Here is a 19,670-nt window from a genome sequence, read left to right on the forward strand (position 1 = left end):
GATTGTTATCAGACAAATCGCGATTAAGATATCCTACCCGAATGATAAGTTCAGCAAAATGGCAGAGACGGATTGGTGTTCTGTTTTAGAATCGCCAGTCCATTTGCAAGCCGCCGATATTGATCTGCTCGGTGTAGTGCCCAACCAGGCGATCGCCTGTCGCACCGCGATGATCGATTCCGGTATCGGGCATGAACAAATGCGCATAAGCCGCATGAAGATGAACATTCTTGAATACCGCATAGGTCAGGCCCACTGTCAGCCAATAACGGCTGGCATCCGGAATTCGCGGCGATCGATGCTGCGCACTTGAAACAGGTGTTTGATCATAGGCAAATCCCGTTCTGACTATCCATTTGTTCGATTCAGAAGAATAGTTGATACCGACAGCATAACGCCACGTATCCCGCCATTTTAAATCCAGAATGTCATCCCGTTGCGCCGATGAAAAATCGGTGCGCAATTCACGGATCAGGCTCCAATGCGTCCACAGCGCGTCCGCTGACACCATCCAACGCGGGCTAACGCGATGAGATAAGCCAAATAGCACAGTATCCGGTAACGTCGCCGAGGTGCGCGCATCGGTATCAACGAATTGTCCACCGCGTGTCATTAACACCGCATTTCCCGGCACTGAAAAATTACTGTGGCCGTGAATATCATGGCTGACTCTGGAGCGATAACTGGCTCCGAGCCGGGTATTATTATCGTTGAAGCTATACAGAGCACCGATATTGTAGCCGAATCCTACGCTGTCTCCTTTCAGCGCGTTATGCCCATCGGCAGCCTGGGGCAACAAACCCTGGCTTGCGCACGCTGCCGCTCCCACTTGTAGCGAACAAATGCTACCGAAATCGATGGCATTCGTCAGGCGGGTATGCAGGTACTGAACATTAAAACCGGCACCTACAGAAAATTTTTCAGTGATCTTGAACGATACGGAAGGATTGAAATTCAACGTCATAATTTCCGAATCAAGGGCTTGATAGCGTCCTTGCCAATCGGAAGGATAGCTATTTTTCATCCCAAAAGGCGTATTGAATCCGATGCCGATCGCAATCCGATCAGTGAGTTCATGAACATAATACACATTCGGAATGAAAGCGATCTTGGAAGAATCGCCGCCATGATGACCCGTTAACGGCGCACCACTCACCAGCGGGGTTAGCTGAGACGCCTGATTGTGAAACGTGATTGAGGGAGCAATGACATAGCCTGCCATAGATAGCAGCCGACCACGAACCTGACTCATTGCCGCTGGATTGAAAAACACCATGCTGCCGTCTTCAGTATTGGTCGGAGCGCCCGAGAATGCTTGGCCCAATTCCTTGACGCTTTGTTCCATCACGGCAATGCCTGCGCTCAGCACCGAAACAGGGTAAAACGCCAACCAAGACCCTAGTAAAAGAGCACGTGCGCAACCATGATTGCGCCCTACGATGATCCGTATCTTTTTTAGCATTTCATCCAAGCAGTTCTGCCGTTGCGCCATTTTGATCAGCCCTAATATGCTATTTACCTGAATTTTTGAATGAAATATTTAAACTGTCAATCGAATTAATCAAAATAAATCATTCTAAGCAACCTCAAATAAATACCTCTTCATTTATTTTGATTGTTTTGGAATTACCTGCATGAATTCAGTTTATTTCGCTGTTTAAGTAATATATATTGGATCTATCATCGAATGAAGGATGCGCTATCCACACTATATCGAATGACGGGTAAAAAGGATCTCGATTGGACAATTACGCAAAAGATCCCCGGCCTCAGCAATTTGATCATGCTACCGGGCTTCTAGCTGAGCAAATCAAACTGCTCTATCAGCAAGCCAGCAAAGCACATCTTGCCACACTGATTATTTCTCCGGCATTTGCTTTCATTTCATGGAAATACTTTCCCTCCAGTTGGCTGCTGAGCTGGGTAATGGCTATTTATGCGCTTGCGCTGGGCAGACAATTATTAATTCATTTTTATTTCCATAAAAAACCCTCAGCCATTGAATCTGTCCTATGGGGACGGCTTTTTGTAGGCGCTGTATTGCTGTCCGGCGTCTTATGGGGCATTGCTGGTGGTGTTTTTTTCGTTGAAGACAGTCCTCTTCATCAATTATTTCTGGCGTACATTCTGGGAGGGATGATCGCTGGCGCAATGGCGACATTATCTTCTTACCGGGGCGCCTTTTTCGCTTTCTCAGTGCCAGCAACCGTCCCTTTTATTTATCAGGTGATTTCGCACGAAAAAAGCGGTTATTTGCTCATCGCCTTTACTTACTTATTTTTTCTGCTGATGATGGTCAGTATTTCTCATCAACTCTATCAAACCATCACTGATTCACTCAATTTGCGGTTCGATAACGTCGATTTATTGAATCGCTTGCTCCAGGCCCAAAATCGCCAGCATGCAATCAATATGGAACTCCAAAATCAAATTGCCGAGAAGGATCTTTCACAACAGGCCTTACAGCATGCCAAGCAGCAGTTGGAACACCGAGTAGCGGAACGCACAGCGGAACTTGCACTATCGAATGAAATCTTGCAACACGAGAAAGAGCTTTTTCAAGTGACCTTGGCGAGCATTGGAGATGCGGTCATCACCACCAACTCATCGGGAAAAATTACATTTCTCAATCCGATAGCCGAGCTGTTTACCGGGTGGCGCAACATCGAAGCCCAAGGCCTGGATTTACAGCAGGTCTTTTCCATCCTGGATGCCTCGACACAAGCGCTCATTGACAATCCTCTGGGCTATTGCTCTGCTACCTCGACACGGTTGGAGCGTAATGCTGAATGTCTGCTCATCAGCAAGGATCGCTCCGAACGTATCATCGATTATTCGATCGCCCCGATCCTGAACAACAGTAAAGACATTATCGGGACGGTATTGACTTTTCGGGACGTCACCGAGCAGCGCAAATTGACGCAAAAACTGGCGTATCAGGCTGCCCATGATTCTTTGACCGGCTTATTGAATCGCGAGGAATTCGAAAACCGCCTGAACAAGATTCTGGCTTCGACGCGTCCACACGACACGCACGCCCTGCTTTATCTCGATTTGGATCAATTCAAAGTCATCAATGATACCTGCGGTCACAGCGCCGGCGACGAATTGCTCCGTCAAGTAACGGCACTGCTGCATTCCAAGCTTCGCACCCGGGATACGCTCGCGCGGCTCGGCGGTGATGAGTTTGGAATTATTCTGGAGCATTGTCCGGAAAATGAGGCATTGCAAGTGGCCAACCTCTTGCGCGAATTGGTAGAAAACTTTCGTTATCAATGGCAGGACAAGACATTCACCATCGGCGTCAGTATCGGATTGTTTCCTATCAACCAGGATAACAATGGTCTGGAAAGCGCATTAAGCGCCGCCGATAGTGCGTGCTTTGCCGCCAAGGAACAGGGGCGCAATCGGGTTCATGTGTATCAGACCAACGATGATCTATTGCAAAAAAGATCGGGAGAAATGCAGTGGCTGCCGCGTCTGCAAAAAGCCATTGCCGATCACCGCCTGCAGCTCCTGTTTCAGCCGATCACGGCCATCTCCCATGAGGACGGATTTGCCGAACATGGTGAATTTTTGCTGCGCCTGCAAGACGAACAGGGTCAATTAATTCTGCCTGGTTCGTTTTTACCCTCAGCCGAGCGCTATCATCAGATGCTCATGATCGACCGTTGGGTTATCGAACAATCAATGCATTTACTCAAAACGCGCCAGAATGATCAATTCAATGTACTGTACGCGATCAATTTATCTGCGCACGCATTGGGAAATGAAGATTTTCTCGACTTCGTCATTGATCACTTGAAAGCTTATCACAACAATCCCGCTACGATTTGCTTTGAAATTACCGAAAATGTAGCGCTCGCTGATCTTCAGCACGTCATCAAATTCATCGTGACGCTGAAGAAATTGGGGTGCCGTTTCTCGATGGATGATTTCGGAAGCGGCTTATCATCCTTTGGTTATCTGAAGAATATTCCGTTGGATTACCTGAAAATCGACGGTCGTCTGGTGAAAGGCATTCTGACTGATCCTATCGATCGCGCGATGGTTGAGTCGATCAACCACATCGGCCATGTGATGGGGTTGGAAACCATTGCCGAATGGGTGGAAGATGATCAAACGTCACAATTATTAAAGGAAATCGGCGTCGACTACGTCCAGGGTTATGGCATCGCCAGACCGTTTGTCTTCCATCCACAACCTGAGGAACCGCGCCGCGCAACGGTATGCTGAGACATCGTACAGAAGGTGGAATGCATCGCCGAGGATTAAAGGTTTCCATATGCCTCAGAAATACTGAAAGACTGTATTCACGCTGCATGGAATCAGACTCAGAAAGGATATTCATCATTTCCGCCAGTATCCTGCTTATTTTGCGGCGCCCGACCAGCACAGGATTCCTTAGGTAAACAGCAGATGATCAGAAAATTCACCTTCCGCAATTTTTTCAAGGTATTTCTTTGCCTTTTCACTCACACCAGCGCCGTGCTGCAGATAGGATTGCGCCGCAACTCTCGGTGAATAATCGCTCGTCTGATAGCCCTGACGTTTGATTTCGTCCAATGATAACGCAGTGACTGTGAGCTTACCTTTACCCAGCTTGATGATGAGCAGATCCTTTCCGCGCGTGGCAACGGTCAACGCGGTATGACGATTCCGATTGATAAGCACAGTGGGTTGCATCTTCGCGGTATTCCTCGGTGATTGAAAGCCATTCGTTCTGGAAACGAATTACACCATATCCGCTCTCACAGGTTCAAATTTTTGAAACTTCCTTCAAAGCAACGCGTAATTTTTCTCATCGCTCTGCATTTTCTGAGAAATTGTCGAACAGATTTGAATTGCAACGAATAGTTGACAATCCATACACCCTTCGATAGTCTCCACGCACGCACCAGATGTTGTGTTTTACGCACTCGCCATGCTCTGATCAAGTTGAGGCAATGTTGGCCAGATGCAAGTCATTGATTCTTGTCTTCGTTTCTCATATTTCATCACGATAGGTTTTGTGCGAAAAATTATAAATATACTCAAATCGAGAAGTTAAAAAGGAGAAGACAATGGAACTCAAAGGATCAAGGACTGAAGGGAATTTGAAAGCTGCATTCGCCGGTGAATCTCAGGCCAATCGGCGCTACCTGTATTTCGCCGCTAAAGCGGATGTCGAAGGGCAAAACGACGTCGCTGCGGTGTTCCGTTCCACTGCCGAAGGTGAAACCGGTCATGCGCACGGTCATCTGGAATACCTCGAAAATTGCGGCGATCCAGCCACTGGCATGCCGTTCGGCTCCTCCCGCGACAATCTCAAAACGGCCATTGCCGGTGAAACTCACGAATACACCGATATGTACCCCGGTATGGCAAAAACAGCGCGCGACGAGGGTTTTGACGAGGTCGCCGATTGGTTCGAAACCCTGGCCAAAGCTGAACGCTCACATGCCAATCGCTTCCAACGCGCATTGGACAGCTTGGCTGATTAATCAGCAAACCATGTATACAATTTAACCAGAAATTCTTTCTGGTTAAATTCGCTGTCATCAAATCCAAAATTTTTTGATCCACTCTATATTCCGCACATTCACTTATGGCAACTCGTGAAGGCAGTCTCGAAGCACCGAAACGTCATCCGATCGATTGGAAGAATCCGGATTTCTACGATGAGTCCGGCCTGATGCAGGAAATGGAACGGGTGTTTGATATCTGCCATGGCTGCCGCCGCTGCGTAAACTTATGCACGGCGTTTCCCCGCCTGTTTGATTTGATCGATGAAAGCATCAGCGGCGAACTGGACGGTGTCGACAAACGACATTACTGGGATGTGGTCGACCGCTGTTACCTGTGCGATATGTGTTTCATGACCAAATGCCCGTATGTGCCCCCGCATGAATGGAACATCGATTTTCCGCATCTTATGTTGCGTGCGAAAGCGGTCAGTTATAAGAACAAAGGCGCCGGATTCCGCGACAAGCTCTTGTCCGATACCGATCTGATGGGCAAGCTCGCCACGCTTCCTGGCGCGTCTCCCACAGTCAACGCCATCAATAAAAATCCTCTGGCGCGCAAATGGATGGACAGCGCTTTGGGAATTCATGCTGACCGGATATTACCGGAATACACTGACCAGAAATTCCGCAAAACTGCCAAGCCCAATGCGACCTTTACCGTAAAGAATGGCGCCCGCACACCGGGTAAAGTTGCGATTTATGCAACCTGCTACATTAACTTCAATGAACCCGGTATTGGCCACGATTTATTGAATATACTGGCGCACAATGAAATACCGGCATGCCTGGTCGAAAAAGAAGCGTGTTGCGGCATGCCGAAATTAGAGCTAGGCGATTTGGAAGCGGTTGAAAAACTCAAACAGCACAATATCCCTTACCTGTATCAATTGGCTCGGGAAGGTTACGCGATTCTCACGGCCGTGCCTTCGTGCACACTGATGTATAAACAGGAATTGCCATTGTTGTTCCCGGACGATGAGGCGGTTTTGGCGGTAGCGGCCGCGATGTTTGATCCGTTCGAGTATTTATCGCTGAGAAATCAGGATAATCTTCTCAAAACAGACTTCAAGAAACCGCTGGGTAACGTGGCATATCATATTCCCTGTCATCAGCGCGTACAGAATATCGGAAAAAAAACCCGCGATGTATTGCAACTTGTTCCCGGGACCCGTCTCAATACCGTTGAGCGCTGCTCCGGTCATGATGGGACGTGGGGCGTGAAGAGCGAGCATTTTGATGAATCGATGAAAATAGGCCGGCCGGTATTCAAGCAAATGGCAAGCTCGGATCCGGATTACATCAGCTCAGATTGCGCGATTGCTGCCCGGCATATCGAACAGGGCATCGGCCTCAGTAATGGAAACGGTAACGGCAAAGCTCAGAAATTACACCCGCTGACACTATTATGGATGGCCTATGGCACCGAGAACGCGCCTGAGCATTCTTCAGTGTTGGTTTCCGATTCAATCCTCTCTACTGGAATAAATTCCCCTGATAATTCGATGACATCAATCACACGAGACAGCTTATTGACGCTCGAAGCGTACGCCAAGATCCGCAAAGAATTTCGTGCTCAAGTGATGACGCATAAGAAGGCGCGCAAAATTCACTTGGGAGAAAACATCACGCTGATTTTTGAGGATACGTTGACAATTCGCTATCAAATCCAGGAAATGCTGCATGTCGAGCGCATTTTTCAGGAAGATGAGATCATGCATGAACTTCGCACGTACACGCCATTGATTCCGGATGGTCACAACTGGAAGGCCACCATGATGATCGAATATCCCGATCCGGCCGTGCGCGCCACTCGATTGGCAGATCTAATTGGCATTGAAGATCGCGTCTGGATCAGAATTGGCGATCATGCGCCCGTGTATGCCATCGCAGATGAGGATTTGGAGCGGGAAAACAGTGAAAAAACCTCATCGGTTCATTTTCTGCGATTCGAGCTGACTCCCATTCTGATCAAAGCACTCCAGCAAGGCGCATCATTGCGGATGGGCGTTGACCATCCTGCCTATCACACGACGATTGAGATCACCGATACCGCTAAACGCGCATCGCTGATAAATGACTTATCGGCATCATGAAATCTGTGCTGCTTTTGACATTGCTCGTGCTGTTGGGGGGGTGCATCAATAAGCCGCCCTTCAAGGACGAGTTTGAAAGCGATAAAACCTGGACTGAGCAAATGACTCAACTTCCTGCTTATCCCGACGCCCGGCATTTGATGAAGTTCGATGCCGGCGCCGTCACGAGCAACCAGTATCTCGTCGATACATCCTCGATCAACATCGGCGAGGATGGCGTCATTCGCTTTACGCTGGCCATCAAATCGTCGTCGGGCGTCATGAACATCACTTACGAAGGCATTCGCTGCGAAACCAACGAGCGGAAATTGTATGCGCTTGGCCGCGACGATAAAACATGGGCGCAACCGCGGCTATCGGAATGGCAGAGATTGGATTATGTCAGACAATTTTATGCCCAGCGTGAGCTCGCAAAGAATTTTTTCTGCCCGCACCGGCAAATCGTCAGCAATGCCGATGAAGCTGTTCACGCTCTAAAAGCAGGTAAACACCCCAGCATTTTCCCCTGAAAACGCCGAATTCGATCGCGCCACAGCGTCATTTTCGAGACCAATGTTTCAGCGTGCCATGGCGATCGAAATACAGATAAATCCCGCTTCGTAAACCGAAAACATCCGAGCCCGTGACCGGAGAATCCTTTTCCTTACCAAAGGCGCTGTATTCCCAAGTATCGCCGCTCGGGCTTTTGCGCGTGCCAAAGCACCATTTGCACGGAATTCCCCATGCAGCAATGACTTGCTCTTTCGTCATTCCGACCAGCAAATTTCTTTGATCGATGGCCTGGCGTACCTCTTCGGACATTTGAGAATCGGCAAGGACTTCTTCTCTGATTTTATGTTCTCTGGTTCCTCCGCAGCCGGTCAGCATTAGCGTGAGAGAGATCAAGGCAACGGTCAATGTATTAGTCATAACATACGTCTCATCTATAAACTCGAATATTCATATTGCGGCAAAAACGCTTTTTTCTGACGGTCATCGTTTCATTATCAGGGATGATGCCATCTATCAGGATGATTTGATGATGTCCTTCATGATCAATGCCAGTTTAATACGATCGGAAATATGCAGTTTTCGAAAAATTTCGGTCAAATGCGCCTTGACGGTCCGCTCGGTAATGGCAAGCTGTTGGGCAATCTTCTTATTGCTGTCGCCCCGGCTTACCAGCATTGCGATTTCATACTCCCGCCGGGTCAAGTTTTCCAGCAGATCGCGCACGGCTTGCTCGATTCGATTCTTTTCAAAGGTGACTTTGACCAATTCACTCAAGATGCGATTGGTCAATGACCGGCGAATCCACAGCTCTCCACGGGAAATAACGTCAATGACTCGTTTGATCTGGATAGGCTGAAAATCATGCAGGCAACATCCTTTGATCCCTATCTTGAAGAGCTTCCATTCAATGTCGTCAGGGAATCCGGGGCTGAAGATGACGATTTTGGTATCGTTTGCCAAATGAATCAATTCATCGATGGATTGCTGGTTCTTCAAGCCCGGTAATGCATAATCCAAAAATAAAATGCCGGGCCTCAACTTGACTAATTTTTCAGTCAGTGACTGAAAACTATGCGACGACGTCGTGGAAGCCAAGCCAAATAAGCCGTGTTCCCATCGCGAAAGCATGTCTTTATTGCTGCTAGCCAGCAGAATCAACATTCGCCTCTGCGAAATCCCGTGCCCCTGCAACGATCTGGTGCATAAGCTTGGCGGTCATGCTGCGCGACACCCAGGCTTCGCCCCGATCGATCGCGGTCACCACCTTGGAAAAATCAAGCGACTCAAGGTTTTCAGTAACGAACCCTCGGGCCCCGCAGGCAAGTGCCTTGATCAGATCATTTTCTTCGATGTCTTCATCGATAACCAGAAGCGCTTGGGTATCAGGGCATTGATCCTGCAGCGCCAATAACAAATCACAACACTCCTGGATTGTCTGGCCAGTATTCATCAATACAATCTGCGGATTCAACCGGCGGATCCGAGCAATGGCATTTTCAACAAAGGAAAGATCATCTCGTACCGTGCACCGACGTTCCGTTGATTGAGCGCCATCCGACGATAGATCGACCAATAACTCAATCTGATCGCCGTTGTGGCGCAAAAGATCATTGATAGGCATTTGCCGCTGCTGATCCTGCCCGATATCAACGATTGCCACAGTAATAGAATGCATTTTTTCTCCGCAAAGCAGTGCAGACGGCAGAATAGCATTTTTTACACTGCCGTTGATACAGAAATGATCGTTCATCTAATGAAATCAACCAATTGTTCAAGTCTCGCCGCACATCACTTGACCTGATACTTTTTTTGAAGCACTTTAGATGATGGCTTCACTCATACGGGCTATTTGGCTTCACGCTGGGCAAAAAACTGCTCGACCTCGGCCAATTCACGGGTGCGTTTCATTGGCGGCAAGCTTTGCCAGATTTGCTTGCCATAGGCCTTAGTAGTCAACCGGGGATCGCAAATCATCAATACGCCCCGATCGGTTTCATCCCGAATCAACCGGCCGGCGCCCTGTTTCAAATTGATGACGGCGCGCGGCAATTGGTATTCCATGAAGGCATTGCGTCCCTCATTGTTCATTTTTTCGATACGTGCTGATAATACCGGATCATCCGGTGATGCAAAGGGCAGCTTATCGATGATGACCAGTGACAATGCATCCCCCCGGACATCCACGCCTTCCCAGAACGATTGACTGCCGATCAGCACAGCATGGTTCAGCGCACGGAACCGATCCAGCAAAAAAGAACGGGAGCCCTGACCCTGCAATAATAAAGGGAAATCAAATTCATCGGCTTGCAAGAGCAGTTCATGCACGCGTTGCATCGCTCGCAGACTGGTGCACAAAAAGAAAGCGCGACCGCGGCTGGCCCGTAATACCGGCAATGCAGCCTGCACGACCTGGTCGGTATACTGCTGCTGATGAGGTTCTGGCAGGTTCATGGGCACATATAGTAATGCCTGCTCTGCAAAGTTGAACGGACTATCCCAACAAGCCGTTTGTGCCGCCGCCAATCCCATTTCATGGTTGTAATGGGAAAAATCCTTTTTTACTGATAAGGTTGCTGAAGTAAAAATCCACGCACGGGGAGATGCATTCATTTGCTTCTGAAAAATCTCGGCAATGGTCAACGGTGTGGCATGCAATTGCAGAGCCTGATGATACACTTCAATCCAACGCACGTGATCGCGCATTTTAGTTTCATCACGCCAACGTTGAATCACATATAAATGATTCGACGCACGCTGCCGGCAGTTTTCCAGCCCTTCGGAGCGTTCTGCCTGGCTTTCGAGCAATTTCACAAGCGCCGTCAGCTTATCCAGCAAATTATCCAGCGCCCGGCAGAAATCTGTATTGTGCTTCAGTATCGCAAGCGACAAACGAATATTGTCTTCCTTGATCGTCAAGCGCAGATCACGTATGGATTTATCCACCACGGCAATCGCATTGGTCAGCGCAGTTACCTCTGCAGCGCCTTGGATGGCCTCTATTTTTGCATCGCGAACGAGATCCAGTAATTGACCGGTGCTGATCGACTCCCCAAAAAACAGGCTGGCCGTTTCCGGTAATTGGTGCGCTTCATCAAAAATAACGGTATTACAAGCCGGCAGCAATTCTGACAATCCCTCATCGCGCAACATCACATCAGCAAAGAACAAATGGTGATTCACCACCACGACATCCGCCGTTAAAGCTTGCTTGCGCGCTTCCATAACGAAGCATTGCTTGAAGTGAGGACACTCGGAACCGAGGCAATTCTCGCGCGTTGACGTGGCCATCTGCCATACCCCCGAATTTTCCGGGACATCCCTGAGGCCGCTTTTATCCCCTGTTTTGCTGTTTTTAGCGTAACGCGCTATATGGTGCAGGTATTGAATTTCATCACGGCTAGCAAAGGTTGCCTGAGTATCTTGCAAACTTTTCTCCAGATGATAGTGACAAATATAGTTGGCACGCCCTTTCAACAGCGCAATCGTAACCGGTATCTGGAGGGCGGATCGCACCATCGGAATATCCCGGCTGAAAAGTTGATCTTGCAAGGTCTTGGTTCCGGTGGAGATGATCACCTTGCCCCCCAGCAGTAAGGCCGGAACCAAATAAGCAACCGTTTTCCCCGTTCCCGTGCCTGCTTCGGCAACCAGAACACGATGCCTCTCAATTGCATCCGCAATGGCTTGGGCCATTTCCAATTGCTGAGAACGCACATGGAATCCCGGAATATGCTCGGAAAGCATGCCATTGCTGGAAAAGATGGAGTGTAAGTCAAACATGAATTTTGAAAATGATCGATTCAAATACGAGTCTGCTCAGGCTTACTGAACTGCACATGTGTGAGGAGCTCATCGAAAATTATGCAGGGAAACTCTGAAAATATCTTGTGCTCGGATTCAGCTTGGTTGCGTCGAAACTTGATTCACACACTTATTAAGACACCGTAAACTGTGCTATCTCACCTAATTTTATCTTGCATTGCCACTGCTCACGGTCAATCAATTTTCTGAGTTTCCTTCGCATATATAAAGACAATTGCCCTGACCTTTATTATACTGTCGCCGATCGCTTGGTTGTCCTCAAATCAGAAAATCATCGTATTAGCCGCGTTCTGCGAGAGTTGGCCGATTCGACTTGATCCTGATTCATCCGTCGATACAAATTACATGCTGTAGATTTTTCTGATGGATAACAGGCGCTCAGAAATAGTACAATATTCAATCAATTTGAATAATATTATGCGTGTCATTGCTGATATGAAGATGGAAAAAAGCAATTTCCCATCATTGAAACTACTCAATCCGACTCGAGTTACTTCAATATTCACATGATCAATCGTATAGGTCTGCTGCCTACTATCCAGGTCGACCCAGGATTTCAGAAATAGGAAAAAGGATATTTTGTCTGGACTTTGCCGTGTTCTTGCTCCATTCATCGTTACACCATGAATAGAAATATTTTTCGAAATATTTTCATTGGATCATTGTTAGCTGCCATGCCTTCCGTCGGATTGAGCAATGAAGAATCATCCATTCGACAGGAAAATGAACAAAAACCCGTCGTCAAGCCTCAAAGAAAACCCGTTCACATCGAAGCGGACCGCATTACCGGCTACTACAAACAGGAAGTGGAAGCGCAGGGTAATGCGGAATTGCACTACGACGATAAAGTACTGACTGCTGACCGGATGAAATATTATCAAACCACTGAAGATACTGAAGTGGAAGGTAATGTACGCTTGGAGCGCCCCAAAGATACGTTGAAAGGAAGTGACCTGCAATTGAATTTGCAAACTCAAGAAGGTCAGATGTCGGAACCGCGGTATTACATCAAAGAGGGCAAGGGACGCGGCGCGGGCAGCGTGTTATTGTTCGAAGGCAATGACAATTACCGGCTCAAGGATGCCAATTACACGACCTGTCCTGAAGGTAATCATGATTGGTACATCCGTGCCAAGGAACTGGAAATTGACAATAAAACAGAAGTAGGCACTGCCCGTCACGTCAGTATCATGTTTAAGGACAATCCCATACTGTATTCCCCATGGCTATACTTTTCCTACAGCGGAAAACGCAAAACGGGTTTATTGGCGCCTCTCTTCGGCTATAACGTCAAAACCGGCTTCGATGTCGCGCTGCCGATTTATCTGAATATTGCGCCCAACATTGATGCCACGGTAGCGCCACGCATCATGACCCTGCGCGGTTTCTTGCTGAGCAACGAACTGCGATACATGACCCAGTCGATGAATGGGAATTTGTTGTTTGACATTCTTCCGCAGGATATCAATACCAACCAGACCCGGTGGGGAATTTTGTATACCCATGGGCAAAATTTTGGCAAGGGTTGGCAAGGTTTTCTAAATTATAACCGCGTTTCCGACGACCTTTATTTTCGCGAATTGACACCCAATCTTGCTCAAACCAGTCTGACCAACTTGTCCCAACAAGCCGGAGTATCTTATGGAGGTAAATTCGGTACCGGCGGTTCGATCAGTCTGACGGGTTTCGTGCAGCGTTTTCAGACGATCCAGGATCCATTCGCCCTATTTGTTTCTCCGTATGAACGACTCCCGCACTTTGCCTTGAATGCAATTAAGCACAACGTCGCAGGAATGGACTTTGAACTCAAGAGCAGTTGGACGAACTTTTACCATCCTCAAAAGATTGACGGAGAACGTTTTGTATTTCATCCCAGTGTCAGCCTGCCATTGCGAAATGAATATGGCTATATCACGCCCAAATTTGGACTTCATTACACCAATTACAACCTATCAGGAGCGCCCGACACCGCTCCTGATAAAGGCAGTAACATAGACCGCACAATCCCGATCGTCAGCCTGGACAGTGGCATCGCATTCGACCGTCAACTGGAGCTAAGCGACAGGAAATTCATTCAAACGCTGGAGCCGCGTCTTTTCTATACCTACATCCCTTACCGGAATCAGGACTACCTGCCCAATTTTGACTCGGCGATCAATGACTTCAGCTTTGCCCAAATCCTTACCGAAAATCGCTTCAGCGGCGGAGACCGGATCAATGACGCGAATCGCGCGACCATTGCACTCACCTCTCGTCTCGTTGATCAAGAAACGGGCATCGAACATTTGCGACTGGCCGTCGGTCAGCAATTCAATTTCCACGATCCGCGGGTACTGATACTTGGCACCCCGCAGGTCACCAGCGGAAAATCGGATTTTATTGCTGCCATTTCCGGGCGTCTGACTCCGCATATCAGCACCGATGCAAATATACAAATGGATGAATCACATCTCTTGGTTGAAAAGGTTCGCTCCGGCATCAGTTATCAGCCGGAACCCGGCAAGGTGGTCAATTTTGGTTATCGATTCACGCGTAATATTCTGGATCCGACCATACCCGTGCCCAGAGTCAACCCATTGGAACAAGTCGATACCTCGATTCAATGGCCCATCACCAACAATTGGCATGGCGTCGCACGGGTCAATTATTCTTTACAGGATGACAAAATTCTCGCCGGGTTGGCGGGTTTCGAATACAACTCGTGCTGCTGGGCATTGCGGTTCGTGGTTCAGCGGCTGACAACGGCGACTCAAACCACCACCACGGCGGTGTTTGTGCAATTAGAATTGAAAGGATTAATGGGTATTGGCAATAATCCGCTACAGGTACTCCAAGGTAGCATTCCTGGCTATACCAGCGTTTATTAAACTTTCAGAATTCATACCCATACTGTCACCATTCTATGCATACAAGAAATTGCCTTTGCAGCCTTTTTCTTATCGCGACCTTAGCGCCATTGCCTGTCATGGCCGACGATATGGAGCCGCTTCCGCTACCGGTGGCCAAAAAATCCATTGATCACATCATCGCGATCGTCAATGAGGATGTCGTTACACGTCAGGAACTCGATGACGCCATCAAAATTGCTACCGAACGGCTTCAGTTGCAAGGCGTTCAGATTCCAGATCAGTCGACATTGCAGAACCAGGTGCTCGAATCCATCATCACCAAGCGGATTCAACTTCAGCACGCCCAGGACGTTGGATTGTCGGTCAGTGAAAGTGAAATCGATGAAACCATTCGCCGCATTGCGGATGACAATAAATTATCCTTGCCTGAATTCTATGCCGCTCTGGACAAAGACGGCATCAGCTATAAAAAATTCCGCAATGAGATCACTGATGAAATGATCATGGCGCGGCTCAAGGAACGAGAAGTCAAACATCAAGTCAACGTGACAGAAGGAGAAGTCGACAATTTTCTCAGAACGCAAGAAACATCTGCAGTCGGTAACGACGAATATCGTCTCGCGCACATCCTCGTTCTGATCACCGAAAGCATGAATTCGAGTCAAATTCAGCAACGGAGCGAACGTGCCACGCAGGCACTGGAAAAACTCAAGGCCGGCGTTGATTTTTCCAAAGTTGCTGCCGAATTCTCTGATGCAGCGGATGCTTCCAAAGGCGGTATCATCGAATGGCGCCCGATTTCACAAATGGGGCCGAAGTTTGCTGAAATGCTTGCTCCGCTTCAACCTGGCGAATTGACGCCGATCGTACAGAGCCCATCAGGTTTTCATATTTTCAAACTGCTGGGCAGACGTGTTCAGGAAACGCAAACCGTAATCATCGATCAAACTCATGCACGGCATATATTGATCAAGATCAACGAACTCACTTCTGAGCATGAAGCCAAGCTCAAAATTACTCAAATCAAGGAACGTCTTGAACGAGGGGAACAGTTTGAGGAATTGGCCCGACTCTATTCTGAAGACACCAGCGCATCATCGGGTGGCGATCTCGGCTGGCTCTCACCCGGCGATACTGTGGCTGCCTTTGAGCAAACCATGAATAAGTTATTGCCAGGTCAGATCAGTGAACCTGTTCAAACTCAATTCGGCTGGCATCTTATTCAGGTCATCGAGCGCCGCACCCAGGATGTCAGCTTGGATCGTCGCAGACAGGCTGCGCGCCAGGCAATTCGAACACGTAAAGCGGATGTGGTGATTCAGGAGTGGCTACGCCAATTGCGTGATCAAGCCTATGTCGAAATTCGGCTGGATGATGACGATCAATGACGGTTAAATCTTTTCCGACCATAGCGCTGACTGCTGGAGAGCCGGCAGGAATCGGCCCTGACTTGTGCATACAAATCGCACAGCGACCTTGGCCTTGTAAGCTCGTGGTCATCGCCGACCATGAATTATTGCAGATCCGTGCCCAGCAACTTCGATTGCCGCTAAGACTCATCGATGCTGCTGACACTATAATGAATCCACATCAACCGGGAAACCTTCATATCACGCCGATTCCGCTGGCAGAACCGGTTCAGGCTGGACGATTGAATCCGCGCAACGCCGACTATGTGCTGACTACCCTGCGCGAAGCTGTAAAAGGATGTCAATCCGGACAGTTCAATGCGATGGTTACCGCGCCCGTACATAAAGGAATCATCAACGAGGCTCATATTCCATTTACCGGACATACCGAATTCTTGGCTGAATTGACCCATAGTGCGGTGGTCATGATGCTGGTAGGCGGAAACATGCGTGTTACATTGGCAACGACGCATTTACCGCTCAAAGATGTCGCTGCCGCCATCACAGCTGATACGATCGCAAAAAAACTGTCCATCATCCATCGGGATCTAGTGACGCGATTCAAGATACCTAGCCCATGCATCGCCGTGGCAGGTTTGAATCCGCATGCCGGAGAATCGGGTCATTTAGGGCGTGAGGAAATCGACATCATCATTCCTGTGCTCAATCAGCTTAGAGCCGAAGGCATGAACCTTATCGGCCCTCTTCCCGCAGATACCCTGTTCACGCCAGCTCAGCTCCAGCATTACGACTGTGTTTTTGCCATGTATCACGACCAGGGATTACCGGTACTGAAACATGCGAGCTTTGGAGAAGGCGTCAACGTCACACTGGGATTGCCGATCATTCGCACGTCCGTCGATCATGGCACTGCGCTGGAGCTTGCAGGCAGCGGACGAGCGCATGCGAGCAGTTTACGCGCAGCCATCGAACTTGCCCTGCAGTTGGCCGAGAATAGCCGCTCAACCCATCATGCGGCATAATCCACGTAAACGCTTCGGGCAGAACTTCCTGATCGATCAGGGGATCATCGCCGAAATCATTGCTGCGATCCATCCACAGCAAACGGATCAGATCGTCGAAATCGGCCCCGGCCTGGGCGCACTGACACTGCCTCTGCTACAGCACGTGAGGCATCTTGATGTCGTTGAGATCGATCGGGATATCGTCAAGAAATTGCGGGCTGAATACTCACCTGACCACTTGACCATTCATGCGATCGATGCCCTGAAATTTGATTTCTCTTCGCTCGGCAATCGGTTACGCATCGTCGGCAATCTCCCGTACAACATTTCCACGCCATTATTATTTCACCTCAGTCTTTTTGCAGCTCACATTCACGACATGCATTGCATGTTGCAAAAAGAAGTCGTTGATCGCATGGTCGCAGTGCCGGCAACCTCGCAATATGGCCGCCTTTCGGTGATGCTGCAATATCGTTTCGATATGGAGTATGTATTGAGCGTGCCAGCCGAATCGTTTCATCCCATTCCGAAAGTGGAATCAGCCATTGTGCATCTGGTGCCTCGCTCTTCAGCGTTGATGAATGCTGACGATATCGGCTTATTATCCCAGGTGGTCGCAGCGGCATTCTCACAACGCCGAAAAACCATCCGTAATACGTTGCAACGTTATTTAACAGCCGATGATTTTGATACGCTCGGTCTCAATCCAGGGTTGCGGGCCGAGAATTTAGCGGTGAATGATTTTGTCGCCATTTCAAACTTTCTTCATCAACGAATCGGTAATCTCTACTGAACGATGGTAGTAATCCGCATCCCGGTGAATCGCTGCAAATGAAAGATGATGCACCGTTCGGCTCTGTTCGAACTAAATGATGTAATCACGATCTGTTCAATCGCAATTTTTGCCGAATCGTGTAAAATAAGGCACTTTTTTTCGTAGTCCAACACAGGCGAGCAAATTTTTCGTGGCATTTTACGTACAAAAATATGGCGGTACATCAGTAGGAAGTACTGAACGAATAAAAAATGTAGCTCGGCGCGTAGCTAAATTTCATTCGCAAGGCCATCAAATTGTCGTCGTGGTATCGGCAATGAGCGGTGAGACAAACCGGTTAATTGCACTCGCAAAAGAAATCCAGGAATTGCCCGATGCACGTGAGTTGGATGTCATGGTATCCACAGGCGAACAGGTATCGATTGCGCTTTTATCCATGGCACTCAAGGAATTGGGTGTTCCCGCCAAAAGCTACACCGGCTCTCAGGTCAGAATTCTGACCGATAGCACATACACCAAGGCTCGTATTTTGAGCATCGATGAATCAAGAATCCGCACAGATCTGGACGCAGGTTATGTCATCGTAGTAGCTGGTTTTCAAGGCGTCGATGAGAAAGGCAATATCACTACGCTGGGACGGGGCGGTTCTGATACCACTGGCGTTGCCTTGGCAGCGGCTTTAAAAGCCGATGAATGTCAAATTTATACCGATGTTGATGGTATTTACACCACAGATCCTCGTGTAGTTGCCGAAGCCAGACGACTGAATACCATCACCTTTGAAGAAATGCTTGAAATGGCAAGCCTGGGTTCAAAGGTCCTGCAGCTGCGATCTGTTGAATTTGCCGGAAAATATAAAGTAAAGCTGAGAGTTTTATCCAGCTTTGAGGAAGAAGGGCAAGGCACCCTGATTACTTTTGAGGAAGATGAGAATATGGAGCAAGCAGTCATTTCAGGTATCGCATTCAATCGTGATGAAGCGAAAATTACTGTGTTGGGTGTTCCTGATCATCCTGGCATTGCTTATCAAATCCTAGGGCCTGTGGCAGATGCCAATATCGATGTTGACATGATCATTCAGAATGTGGGTCATGATGGATTGACCGATTTTTCGTTCACGGTTCATCGCAACGAATTCAAAAACACAATGAATATTCTGAGAGAAAAAATTCAACCGCACATAGGTGCACGCGATGTGCTCGGAGGTGATAGAATCGCCAAAGTTTCGGTAGTGGGTGTAGGCATGCGCTCACATGCCGGTATCGCGAGCAAAATGTTCCGGGTACTCGCAGAAGAAGGCATCAATATCCAGATGATCGCCACATCAGAAATTAAAATATCCGTTGTCGTTGATGAGAAATATATGGAATTAGCGGTCAGAGTACTTCATAAGGCATTTGATCTGGAACAAACGCTCTGATTGGATTTACTGTACACACCAATCACTTTTTCGAATAGAATCTCACTGCTTCTGTGAATCAACACCGGAGAGATGGCCGAGTGGTCGAAGGCGCTCCCCTGCTAAGGGAGTATAGGCTCAAAAAGCTTATCGAGGGTTCGAATCCCTCTCTCTCCGCCATAACTTCAATAAAATCAATGACTTACAAGTTATTTTGAAATCTGGCCAACATAAAAACCCATAACAAATAATCGCTCTGTTTAGGGCTATTCCCGCCGGTTCGGCATCAGCCCGAACAATCTAAAACCCGCCTGCAAGACAAACAATCCTCGTCGTAGTGACCTGTCTGGAAATTTCCT

General features: G+C 48.3%; 15 protein-coding genes and 1 tRNA gene. 10 read left to right on the plus strand and 6 right to left on the minus strand.

Annotated features, from left to right (window positions below):
- Positions 1 to 85 precede the first annotated feature (85 nt).
- Positions 86 to 1,462 carry an outer membrane protein transport protein gene (locus ABF87_RS08795; RefSeq protein WP_160828751.1) on the minus strand — a complete coding sequence of 459 codons (1,377 nt, stop codon included), beginning with the start codon at positions 1,460 to 1,462 and terminating at the stop codon, positions 86 to 88.
- 278 nt (positions 1,463 to 1,740) lie between these two features.
- On the opposite strand from ABF87_RS08795, the gene ABF87_RS08800 reads away from it, so the two are divergent.
- Positions 1,741 to 4,236 (plus strand): EAL domain-containing protein, encoded by a 2,496-nt coding sequence (locus ABF87_RS08800; RefSeq protein ID WP_160828752.1) that lies wholly within the window; start codon positions 1,741 to 1,743, stop codon positions 4,234 to 4,236.
- 168 nt (positions 4,237 to 4,404) lie between these two features.
- Here the strand turns inward: ABF87_RS08800 and ABF87_RS08805 are convergent, their stop codons facing one another.
- The gene (locus ABF87_RS08805; protein WP_160828753.1) at positions 4,405 to 4,686 is read right to left on the minus strand and encodes a hypothetical protein; all 282 of its coding nucleotides are present in this window, start codon (positions 4,684 to 4,686) and stop codon (positions 4,405 to 4,407) included.
- 377 nt (positions 4,687 to 5,063) lie between these two features.
- Between ABF87_RS08805 and ABF87_RS08810 the strand changes: the two genes are divergently transcribed.
- From ABF87_RS08810 to ABF87_RS08820, 3 genes are all read left to right on the plus strand, one after another.
- Entirely contained in the window at positions 5,064 to 5,483 is a 420-nt protein-coding gene (locus tag ABF87_RS08810) for a rubrerythrin family protein (protein ID WP_160828754.1), read from the plus strand.
- 104 nt (positions 5,484 to 5,587) lie between these two features.
- Positions 5,588 to 7,600: a DUF3501 family protein gene (locus ABF87_RS15405; RefSeq protein ID WP_160828755.1), complete on the plus strand. Its 2,013-nt coding sequence runs from the start codon at positions 5,588 to 5,590 to the stop codon at positions 7,598 to 7,600.
- Positions 7,597 to 8,109 carry a CNP1-like family protein gene (locus tag ABF87_RS08820; protein WP_160828756.1) on the plus strand — a complete coding sequence of 171 codons (513 nt, stop codon included), beginning with the start codon at positions 7,597 to 7,599 and terminating at the stop codon, positions 8,107 to 8,109. Before ABF87_RS15405 ends, ABF87_RS08820 begins: the two co-directional genes overlap by 4 nt.
- A 28-nt stretch (positions 8,110 to 8,137) precedes the next feature.
- Here the strand turns inward: ABF87_RS08820 and ABF87_RS08825 are convergent, their stop codons facing one another.
- The 4 genes from ABF87_RS08825 to ABF87_RS08840 all read right to left on the minus strand — a co-directional run bounded on the left by ABF87_RS08825 (position 8,138) and on the right by ABF87_RS08840 (position 11,872).
- Positions 8,138 to 8,509, minus strand: coding sequence for a hypothetical protein (locus ABF87_RS08825; protein ID WP_160828757.1), 372 nt, complete (start codon positions 8,507 to 8,509; stop codon positions 8,138 to 8,140).
- Between the two features lie 96 nt (positions 8,510 to 8,605).
- Complete coding sequence (locus ABF87_RS08830) at positions 8,606 to 9,253, minus strand: response regulator transcription factor (protein ID WP_240143603.1); 648 nt, start codon at positions 9,251 to 9,253, stop codon at positions 8,606 to 8,608.
- Positions 9,234 to 9,767 carry a response regulator transcription factor gene (locus ABF87_RS08835; protein ID WP_160828758.1) on the minus strand — a complete coding sequence of 178 codons (534 nt, stop codon included), beginning with the start codon at positions 9,765 to 9,767 and terminating at the stop codon, positions 9,234 to 9,236. Before ABF87_RS08835 ends, ABF87_RS08830 begins: the two co-directional genes overlap by 20 nt.
- Positions 9,768 to 9,937: 170 nt before the next feature.
- A complete protein-coding gene (locus ABF87_RS08840; RefSeq protein ID WP_160828759.1) occupies positions 9,938 to 11,872 on the minus strand; it encodes an ATP-dependent DNA helicase in 1,935 nt (644 codons plus the stop codon).
- 665 nt (positions 11,873 to 12,537) lie between these two features.
- Between ABF87_RS08840 and ABF87_RS08845 the strand changes: the two genes are divergently transcribed.
- The 6 genes from ABF87_RS08845 (at position 12,538) to ABF87_RS08870 (ending at position 19,491) form a co-directional block, all read left to right on the plus strand.
- The gene (locus ABF87_RS08845; protein ID WP_160828760.1) at positions 12,538 to 14,781 is read left to right on the plus strand and encodes an LPS-assembly protein LptD; all 2,244 of its coding nucleotides are present in this window, start codon (positions 12,538 to 12,540) and stop codon (positions 14,779 to 14,781) included.
- A gap of 35 nt (positions 14,782 to 14,816) precedes the next feature.
- Complete coding sequence (locus ABF87_RS08850; RefSeq protein ID WP_160828761.1) at positions 14,817 to 16,151, plus strand: peptidylprolyl isomerase; 1,335 nt, start codon at positions 14,817 to 14,819, stop codon at positions 16,149 to 16,151.
- Entirely contained in the window at positions 16,148 to 17,155 is a 1,008-nt protein-coding gene (gene pdxA, locus ABF87_RS08855) for a 4-hydroxythreonine-4-phosphate dehydrogenase PdxA (RefSeq protein ID WP_160828762.1), read from the plus strand. The genes ABF87_RS08850 and pdxA overlap by 4 nt, the downstream gene beginning before the upstream one ends.
- Entirely contained in the window at positions 17,145 to 17,930 is a 786-nt protein-coding gene (gene rsmA / locus ABF87_RS08860) for a 16S rRNA (adenine(1518)-N(6)/adenine(1519)-N(6))-dimethyltransferase RsmA (RefSeq protein WP_160828763.1), read from the plus strand. Before pdxA ends, rsmA begins: the two co-directional genes overlap by 11 nt.
- Positions 17,931 to 18,102: 172 nt before the next feature.
- Positions 18,103 to 19,332, plus strand: coding sequence for an aspartate kinase (locus ABF87_RS08865; protein ID WP_160828764.1), 1,230 nt, complete (start codon positions 18,103 to 18,105; stop codon positions 19,330 to 19,332).
- A gap of 66 nt (positions 19,333 to 19,398) precedes the next feature.
- Positions 19,399 to 19,491, plus strand: a tRNA-Ser gene (locus tag ABF87_RS08870).
- Positions 19,492 to 19,670: the final 179 nt, after the last annotated feature.

Origin of the sequence: Nitrosomonas sp. JL21, from assembly GCF_009833095.1 — a bacterium.
In the GTDB taxonomy this organism is placed as follows: Bacteria; Pseudomonadota; Gammaproteobacteria; order Burkholderiales; family Nitrosomonadaceae; genus Nitrosomonas.

Excerpts from the sequence above, each read along its gene's own strand:
- ABF87_RS08850 (WP_160828761.1), top strand. The coding sequence starts at position 14,817 with ATGCATACAAGAAATTGCCTTTGCAGCCTTTTTCTTATCGCGACCTTA.
- ABF87_RS08840 (WP_160828759.1), bottom strand. The coding sequence starts at position 11,872 with ATGTTTGACTTACACTCCATCTTTTCCAGCAATGGCATGCTTTCCGAG.
- ABF87_RS08835 (WP_160828758.1), bottom strand. The coding sequence starts at position 9,767 with ATGCATTCTATTACTGTGGCAATCGTTGATATCGGGCAGGATCAGCAG.
- ABF87_RS08845 (WP_160828760.1), top strand. The coding sequence starts at position 12,538 with ATGAATAGAAATATTTTTCGAAATATTTTCATTGGATCATTGTTAGCT.
- pdxA (WP_160828762.1), top strand. The coding sequence starts at position 16,148 with ATGACGGTTAAATCTTTTCCGACCATAGCGCTGACTGCTGGAGAGCCG.
- ABF87_RS08805 (WP_160828753.1), bottom strand. The coding sequence starts at position 4,686 with ATGCAACCCACTGTGCTTATCAATCGGAATCGTCATACCGCGTTGACC.
- ABF87_RS08830 (WP_240143603.1), bottom strand. The coding sequence starts at position 9,253 with ATGTTGATTCTGCTGGCTAGCAGCAATAAAGACATGCTTTCGCGATGG.
- ABF87_RS08820 (WP_160828756.1), top strand. The coding sequence starts at position 7,597 with ATGAAATCTGTGCTGCTTTTGACATTGCTCGTGCTGTTGGGGGGGTGC.
- ABF87_RS08795 (WP_160828751.1), bottom strand. The coding sequence starts at position 1,462 with ATGCTAAAAAAGATACGGATCATCGTAGGGCGCAATCATGGTTGCGCA.
- ABF87_RS15405 (WP_160828755.1), top strand. The coding sequence starts at position 5,588 with ATGGCAACTCGTGAAGGCAGTCTCGAAGCACCGAAACGTCATCCGATC.
- ABF87_RS08825 (WP_160828757.1), bottom strand. The coding sequence starts at position 8,509 with ATGACTAATACATTGACCGTTGCCTTGATCTCTCTCACGCTAATGCTG.
- rsmA (WP_160828763.1), top strand. The coding sequence starts at position 17,145 with ATGCGGCATAATCCACGTAAACGCTTCGGGCAGAACTTCCTGATCGAT.
- ABF87_RS08810 (WP_160828754.1), top strand. The coding sequence starts at position 5,064 with ATGGAACTCAAAGGATCAAGGACTGAAGGGAATTTGAAAGCTGCATTC.